The following is a 7,971-nucleotide window of genomic DNA, read 5'->3' on the forward strand; positions in this document are numbered from 1 at the left end:
CTATATATCCTAAAAGCACTGTGAAACTAAGCGCTTTGACTTCCATAAATTAGCTCACTCTTGATTTCTGACTTTTTTCTATCTTGCTGCGCTACCGTAAGCCTAGTTCTGTATCCCCTGTTACTTTCGAATTTGGAATTGCTGCTAGGGAACGCGCACCAAGACAGAGGGCAACATAACTATACTATAATAGTGAGTTTAATTCTTTCACAAACCTAAAACCTAAAACCTAAAACCTAAAACCTAAAACCCAAAACCTACAACAAGTTACGAATCGATCAGTCCGAAACGATAACCTTTGCCATAAACATTATGAATTAAGGTTGGTTGATGGTCGATTTCTATCTTGCGGCGCAGTAAACGCATGAGAGCGGCTAAAACATTACTGCTTGGTTTGTCCTGATTTTGCCAGAGATGATTATAAATTGCTTCGTGGGTCAACAGTTGATCTGGATTTTGCATTAAAAAGCTTAAAAGCTCTAGTTCTTTTTCCGAAAGATTAATAATTTTTCCGCTACGATAAGCCGCCTGATTTTCTAGATCCAGCTCTAAATCCGCTATCTTGAGTTTATTTTGAGCTGGAGGGGTAACTCGCCGTAATAGCGCACGAACTCTAGCTAAAAGTTCTCGTAATTCAAAAGGTTTAATAATATAATCGTCTGCCCCAGCATCTAATCCCAAAACGCGATCGTCAATGGTGTCCTTTGCTGTGAGAAAAAGCACTGGGGTGGTCAGCGATCGCGATCGCACTTCCTGACAGATTTCTAGGCCAGATTTTTCGGGCAACATCCAGTCGAGGATTAACAAATCATAATTGTTTTGTTGTGCTAATTCACTGCCTTTGCAACCGTTATGGGCAACATCAACTTGGTATCCTTCATGGGACAAAACCTTTCTTAAAGGATCTGTTAATTCAGTTTCATCATCTACTAGTAATATTTTCATCCGCGTTAGATCAGTTGCTAGCTCATTTAAAGGTTACAAGTTCTGGTAACGGCTTCTACCCAACCTTGAACACCTGGGGAATCAGTCTTTTGCCAACCCTTACCCAATAAATCAACATTTGTTCCCATTTTATGGTCAATAATTATGGGAATATCTACATTTTCTAGCATTTCCAAATTCCGAGAGCTACTGCCTAAGCCTATGGTCGTGATGTTATCAGCATTATTTTCAGGTTGATAATTATCTATCAACCATTGCATAGCTTTTATGGGACTTGCATTGCTTCCCAGAAAATAAGCAAAGCGATCGCCTGACAAAACTTTAAAGCCAAATTCAGCTGCGGCATTTCCCAGCTCAAGAATAGAAACATCTTTGGGAGGAATAAAAGGTTCACTAAATTCCCTAGTTTTTGCTCTACGCGCTGCTTTTTTCGATAGTCCAGTCGAAGATTGGATTTCTGTATCTTCAAAGTCACCAAATCCTTTGAGATTATTAATTCTAAGAGTAGATTGAACAATTTTTAATCCGGCTCTAGCTTCAATATAAGTACAACCAAAGGTTTTGACATAATAATCCGACTCTGGAATAGGGTCTTCAGTTTGCCCATCGCGCCCCGCTAAACGGATCTTGAAGAGATCGCTGTTCGGAACAAAAACCGCACTGCCATTTTCGACGATAAACGGATTATTTAAACCCAAAGTTTCGCGTAAATATTCAACCTCAGCACGGGTTTTATTTGTAACAGGAATCAGCGGAATTCCTTGGTTTTTTAATTGCTCAATTACAGGAATCGCCAGTTTGTAAGCATCATCATCTAGATTAAAAAAACTGTGATCAACGTCAGTAAAAACAATAAACATATTAGGTTTTAGTTGCTAGGAGTATTGTTATGTTGTTGAGTGTACAGATTCTAGAATCAAAAAGATCAACCTTCAAGCAAAAGGCAATTATTCTTTGTAATCGTTTATCACTACTAGTCTAGAAAATCTGGATTGTGTTTTCCATCAACCAACCAATCTTCATTCTCTCCACCAAAAATAATCTGTTTGATTGTTACATATTCCTTGCTTAACTGATTTAAGGAATTAATTAAGATATCAATTGAGATGAGATCACTAGTTCCCAAATCAAACCAACATCTTCCCCAGACCCCAAGATATTCCCAATGGCTCATATTATGCATAGGGGACATTAATTTATTATTAGCTTCTTCCATGTCGTAATCTAGATAACTAATTTCGATACCAGTATCTTGCACTTGAAGATTTTCGGCATTAAAGCCACCCAATTTGCCTAAATAAAACCAAGAGTTAAATAACTCCTCTATATATTCTTGCTCTACCCGAGAAGGAACATTGGCAAACTCCAGCCAAATCCAAATATCAAAAGGATTAAATTCACGAAATTTTACTTGCATAATCTAGATTATTCTGAGGTCAATATTTAATGTTTAAAGCTGTCAACAAATCCCGATGAACTTCTACATTAGCACCAACGATGATTCCTGAATAAGTATAATTTTCGCAGCTATGTAAAGCTGGCAAGGGTAAACCATGAAAATCTGTCACTGTGCACCCAGCCTCTTGTGCCATAAACGCCAAGGCTGCGCTGTCAATAAACTTTCCTCTTTTCGTAACCCAACCAATTAGCTCTTCAGCAAAGATTCCATTATAGTTAGGAAAATTTTCATCAGTACCATAAGAATTTTCTAGATCAAGAACCTGATATTTATCATTATCTAAAATTGGCTTCAAATAGGCCATATCCCATCCTAAAAGAATTCTTGGCTTAGGATTAACTAATTTTAAAGGAGTACAAGCATCCAAGTCCATATCTAGATTCCCGTGATAAACACCCTCGCCACGAAAAGCACAATCATAACAATTTTTGGCAGGAGAAATAGCCAATACTGCCTCGAAATTATCTGCATTCAGAATATTAAGAATAATCTGATAGTTACTATTCCCATCAAGATAAAACTTTGTCCCATCTATCGGATCGAGAGTAACTAGATAATCATCTTTTTCTCCTAATTCTATCGAACGAAAATATTTGGTATTTCGTGATTTTTCATATTCTTCTCCATAAAAGCGAACATTAGGAAAAGTTCCGAGCAAAGCCACTTCCACTAAGGTTTGAATTGAAAGATCAGCATCCGTCAAAGCAGCGGTAAAAAAATTACCTCCTGTATTTTTATCTGGCAGTGATTGAATTTTTGTTTGAATTTGACGAGCATAACCTGCAGCCACTCTCAAATGAGGTAATAGAGTGGCAATGATTTCCCGAGGAGACGGTTTTAGAGACATTGACAATTTTGACTAACCCAAAACGACAGTAACATTTCCGACAACTCGTAAATTATAATGTCTTTCCCCAAGCAATTACGAAAACTACGGTTTTTAAACTATACGAGGATTAGCTTTACTGAAAGGAAAAAATTCTACTTAAATCTTCACCAAGAATTCGTGTTTTCACTTAGCTCGATCTAGTATTATTTCTCTTAGTAATATAGCGTTTTTCAAGTGTGGCGTCTCTCAAAATGATGAGATACATTTTCTTGTTCCCTCTCCTGGTCAGCATTCCCTGACCTTTGTCCCGTCTTATCTTCGTGGGATAAGTAAGATTAAATTAATATCCTCTCGGCAGCGCCGCGAGCTCTACCTACTATTCTCTGTTACCTGTTACCTGTTCCCTAAAGCTCAGATTTATTGTGCCTCAAAAGTACAATAATTGCCTTTAATATATCTATTTCTATATTTATTCTACTTAAGAAAAAAATCATTATATTTTAAATACATATAATCTAGCATGGGGCTCTTACCAGATTATTCTGTTAAAGATAAATTATGGCTGGTTGTGATGCGACGCTGGAAACCAGCATTAATTGTTTTCATAACAATTTCTATTGCAGGAATTGTTGCGACACACAATCTTAAACCAATCTACGAAGCTAAAACTCAGTTAAAATTTAAAAATACAAATTTCAATTCTCTACTAAAAGAAACAACATCAACAAACACCGATTTGGTTCCTGGAAAAGAACAAGAAGATTCTGTCATTACCGAGTTAGAATTACTACGTTCTTTACCTCTAATACAAAAGACAATTTCTGAGCTCCAATTAAAAAATAAGCAAGGAGAATTACTCACTCCAGAACAGCTCCAAGAAAAGCTACAAGTTAAACAACTTGACAATACAGAGATTATAGAAGTTTCCTATCAAGCCTCTCAGCAAAAAGTTGCAGCCCAAGTAGTCAAATCGCTGGTAGATAATTATATTAATCAGAATATATCTAACGACCTGGCAGAATTAGCCTCAAGCAAGGATTTTCTAAATAATCAATTAGATGAGACAGAAGATGCTTTAGCGCAAATAGAGCAATCTATTCTCAAAATAAAAGAAGATAGCCAAATTATTGAGCTCCAAGCTGCGGCGGTGAGCCTTACTCAAACTTTGGAGGAAATTAGTAAACAAATTATTCTCAATCGTTCTGAACTTGCAAAACTGAAAAATGAATCGCAATTTATTGCCGGTAAACTGAGAATGAATTCTGAGCAAGCGTTAATGACAGTAAAAGTTAATCAATCCTTAGCTGTCCAAAATTTAACAGAACAATTGCAGGAGCTGGAATTACAATTAATTAGAGAAAAAAACAATGCTATAGGCGAAGATTCTAGAGTTGACGAAATTAGCCAAGAAATTAAGCACAAACAGGATTTGCGACAAAAACAAATTTCTCAAATTGCAGGAGATCAAGAAGTAATGTTGTTTGTTAATTCAGATCTGAATATAATTCAAAACTTAACTTTAGAATTAGTCAAATTAGAAGCCAGTAATACAGGATTAACTAGGCAGATCGAGTATTTGGTGGCGATGCAACAAGAAAAAAGTCAACAAGCTAATCTCATCCCAGAATTAGAATTACAGCTAAGACAATTAGACCAAGAGCTAAATAATTCTAGAGATACCTATAATTTACTCTTAAAAGATATTAACAAGGTTGAAGTTGCTGAAAATCAAAACCTTAGTAATATTCGAGTAATTTCCTCAGAAATAATTGCCAAAAGAGCTACAGATTTTTATTTTACTTATTATTTAGCATCGTTATGTTTGGGGATTCTAGCTGCTATGGCTAGTATTGTGATTTTAGAAATAACAGACCGCTCCCTAAAAACCGAAGTAGAAGCCCAGAAAATTTTTGGTCATAGTTGGTTGGGAATTATCCCTGCGATCACGTCAGTGCCAGCTCCGCTGATCGCTAAAAGCGGCACTAGCGCGATCGCCAATAACTTACAGCAAAATCCGGAAACTAAGATTAATCCGAATAAAATCCCTTTCCTAATAGTTCAAGCAGAACCTATTTCTAATGCTAGTGAATCTTATCGAATATTATACTCAAATCTTAAATTTTCCTGTTCTCAAAATAGAATTAGAACTATTGTGATTACAAGTTGCACAGCACAGGAGGGAAAATCAAGTATTGCTGCTAACTTGGCTCATATCATGGCTCAAAAAGGGGAAAATGTATTACTTATTGATGCCAACTTCCATTCCCCAATACAACATAAGGTTTGGAATGTCTATCATAATATTGGCATTAGTAATTTGATAGGAGAAAGATTTGCCCCTCAATCAATAATCCAAAGAGCAAGACCCAATCTTGATATTATATCCGCTGGAGAAACTGACTCCCCTACTCCTATATTAGATTCTCCCAGAATGCAATCTTTCCTGGCTAATTACTCTAATATCTATGATTTTATTCTGATAGATAGTCCTGCTTTAGATGCTAATGCAGATGCCATAACTCTGGGAAATATTGCGGATGGTATGTTACTAGTTGTTCAGTCTGGCAAGCTTAATCGCTCCCAGGCAAAATTTGCCAAAGAACTTCTCAATAAATCAGGACAAAATGTTTTTGGTCTAGTATTTAACAAATTTAATTCTGTGGTTAAAAACCATAGAAATCAATCGCGATTTCTAGGTAATTTAGAAACTAATCAAGAACAATTAGTTGATGTAGAACAGTCAGAAGCTAACCTATGGGATATTATGTCCCATTATCCAAGGGAATTAAACAAGAATAAACTAATTCTTGGCCTAGATTCAGAAGAATTGGACAAAATATCTTTGGCAGAACTAGAAAAACAACTTACTTATTTAGCACAGGATCTAGAAAAACTTACACAAATAGTCAAAGAACAAGAAGATGAATTTTTTTTGCAAGGTCAAATAGTTAGAAAACTACAGAAGCAAGCAAATTTATCGAGCATCCAAGAAAAAATTGATATTGAGCAACAACTAGGAGAACAACAAGAGGTTAAAAATTTATTGGGGGAAACATTATTAGGACAACGTCGAAATCTTAATCAAAAGAGAGAAATCTTCAATCAATATCAAAAATTACTATCAACTAAAAAAAATTCTGAAGTTCAACTCAATGGAAGCAATGAACACTAACTTTACGTGAGTTCGATGCGTACAAAATTTATTAGTTCTGAATAGGGACTTAGGGATTTGGGGATTTGGGGATTTGGGAAAAAGCTTATTACTTTGTGGTTTAACTTGGGAAATATAATCAAAGGGAAAATTCGTCGAACTGACGTTAAATTTCCATCAAACTTTGAGCTGTTTCTAGCATATCTGCGGCGATATCCTTGAGGTCTTCTTTATTATTCAAATATGCTCTTAAGGCATCTAAAGGATCAAGAGTATTGCCCAATCCCAATTCTGGCAAACGTGGTCGAGCCAATTGGCTAATCAACTCAGGACGAATCGTATAACTATGGGCTGCACTTAAAGATTTTTCGATGGTAGAACTACTAATTAATTCTAGTTGTTCAGAACGTAACTTATAAATTAATCTGACTACTGCATTCTCAAAATCTTGCTTTTTGATCTCAGCTAAAATAGCTTCTTGGGGATCTTCTTTTTCCGAGACATCTATTTTTATCGTACAAAAATCCCTTACTGGCAAAGGACAAAATTCCCATGCTGTATTGCCTTGCTCTATGGTTACCAAAACATATCCTTTCTCTTCTTTCTCTTCACTAAAATCAACGCGATCTATACTTCCAGGGTAAATAATTGGTGGATTATTGGCTGGATTTAAATTTTGATGCTTATGGACATGGCCCAATGCCACATAATCAAATTCAGGACGGATTAAAAATGAAACTGGAATAGTAAAACCCTTCCCGACAGCTAAGAATCTTTCTGCTCCCAGATTAGCCCTATCTGCCATTAAATGACCTAATAATACGGTGGGAATATTAGGATCAAGACGACGTATTTCTGCTTCAATAATTGGTTGTAATTTTTCTAGTAATAACTTATTAGTTTCTTCTAAGGATAAACCTTCTGTTTCAGGGCGAGTTAGTAAAGTAGAATTATTTAACCAAGGCAGAGTAATGATTTGAATATCCCCATTGTTGGTATTTATGCGATGTGTTGTGAGCTGATCTCCGACAATAAATCCCGGAACCACTAAGGTACGATAAATACAAAGACTTGCACCACCAGTTCCTTGAGAATGTTGATCATGATTTCCGACCAAAAGAATAGTGGGAATCTTGGCATCAGCCAAACGACGAAATTGACTAGCAAAGGCTTCATGAATATAAGGTGCGGGAGTTGCGTCAGGAAAAGCATCTCCGCCAAATAAGACCAAGTCTACCGCTTCAGAAATAGCGCGATCTATACAGATACTTAAAGTATTGACAAAATCCTCTAATCTTGTATTAATTCCTGTTTCGGGATTTACTTTCCCATGGGAAAACCCGCTTCCCATATGAATATCCGAAAGATGCAAAATTTTAATCATTGATTTTATTCTCTAAACAAAATTACTGACTCATTACTCATGACTCATGACTCAATACTTCTCGTTTAAAGATTGACTTTAAAAACCTAACGATTTGGGATTTGGGGTTTTAGGGGTTTGGGGAATAATAATAGCTAGATTTCCCTAATTCCCTACATCCCTATTTCCCTAAGCGAGAAGTATTGACTCATTACTCATTACTT

General features: G+C 36.1%; 6 protein-coding genes. 1 reads left to right on the forward strand and 5 read right to left on the reverse strand.

Annotation, left to right across the window (positions count from 1 at the left end; translation table 11 throughout):
* Window positions 1-267: 267 nt before the first annotated feature.
* The 4 genes from rppA to XEN7305_RS00760 all read right to left on the reverse strand — a co-directional run bounded on the left by rppA (window position 268) and on the right by XEN7305_RS00760 (window position 3,251).
* Window positions 268-945: a two-component system response regulator RppA gene (rppA, locus tag XEN7305_RS00745; RefSeq protein ID WP_006507392.1), complete on the reverse strand. Its 678-nt coding sequence runs from the start codon at window positions 943-945 to the stop codon at window positions 268-270.
* Window positions 946-971: 26 nt separating this feature from the next.
* A complete protein-coding gene (locus XEN7305_RS00750; RefSeq protein ID WP_006507393.1) occupies window positions 972-1,805 on the reverse strand; it encodes a mannosyl-3-phosphoglycerate phosphatase in 834 nt (277 codons plus the stop codon).
* Window positions 1,806-1,918: 113 nt separating this feature from the next.
* The gene (locus XEN7305_RS00755; RefSeq protein ID WP_006507394.1) at window positions 1,919-2,362 is read right to left on the reverse strand and encodes a DUF3531 family protein; all 444 of its coding nucleotides are present in this window, start codon (window positions 2,360-2,362) and stop codon (window positions 1,919-1,921) included.
* 19 nt (window positions 2,363-2,381) lie between these two features.
* Window positions 2,382-3,251, reverse strand: coding sequence for an inositol monophosphatase family protein (locus XEN7305_RS00760; RefSeq protein WP_006507395.1), 870 nt, complete (start codon window positions 3,249-3,251; stop codon window positions 2,382-2,384).
* A gap of 502 nt (window positions 3,252-3,753) precedes the next feature.
* On the opposite strand from XEN7305_RS00760, the gene XEN7305_RS00765 reads away from it, so the two are divergent.
* Window positions 3,754-6,405 (forward strand): polysaccharide biosynthesis tyrosine autokinase, encoded by a 2,652-nt coding sequence (locus XEN7305_RS00765; protein ID WP_006507396.1) that lies wholly within the window; start codon window positions 3,754-3,756, stop codon window positions 6,403-6,405.
* A gap of 145 nt (window positions 6,406-6,550) precedes the next feature.
* Here XEN7305_RS00765 and sbcD read toward each other — a convergent pair whose 3' ends face one another.
* Window positions 6,551-7,768 (reverse strand): exonuclease subunit SbcD, encoded by a 1,218-nt coding sequence (sbcD, locus tag XEN7305_RS00770; RefSeq protein WP_006507397.1) that lies wholly within the window; start codon window positions 7,766-7,768, stop codon window positions 6,551-6,553.
* Window positions 7,769-7,971: the final 203 nt, after the last annotated feature.

The sequence above is a fragment of the Xenococcus sp. PCC 7305 genome (genome assembly GCF_000332055.1).
Lineage (GTDB): Bacteria > Cyanobacteriota > Cyanobacteriia > Cyanobacteriales > Xenococcaceae > Xenococcus.

Excerpts from the sequence above, each read along its gene's own strand:
- rppA (WP_006507392.1), bottom strand. The coding sequence starts at position 945 with ATGAAAATATTACTAGTAGATGATGAAACTGAATTAACAGATCCTTTA.
- XEN7305_RS00755 (WP_006507394.1), bottom strand. The coding sequence starts at position 2,362 with ATGCAAGTAAAATTTCGTGAATTTAATCCTTTTGATATTTGGATTTGG.
- XEN7305_RS00765 (WP_006507396.1), top strand. The coding sequence starts at position 3,754 with ATGGGGCTCTTACCAGATTATTCTGTTAAAGATAAATTATGGCTGGTT.
- XEN7305_RS00750 (WP_006507393.1), bottom strand. The coding sequence starts at position 1,805 with ATGTTTATTGTTTTTACTGACGTTGATCACAGTTTTTTTAATCTAGAT.
- XEN7305_RS00760 (WP_006507395.1), bottom strand. The coding sequence starts at position 3,251 with ATGTCTCTAAAACCGTCTCCTCGGGAAATCATTGCCACTCTATTACCT.
- sbcD (WP_006507397.1), bottom strand. The coding sequence starts at position 7,768 with ATGATTAAAATTTTGCATCTTTCGGATATTCATATGGGAAGCGGGTTT.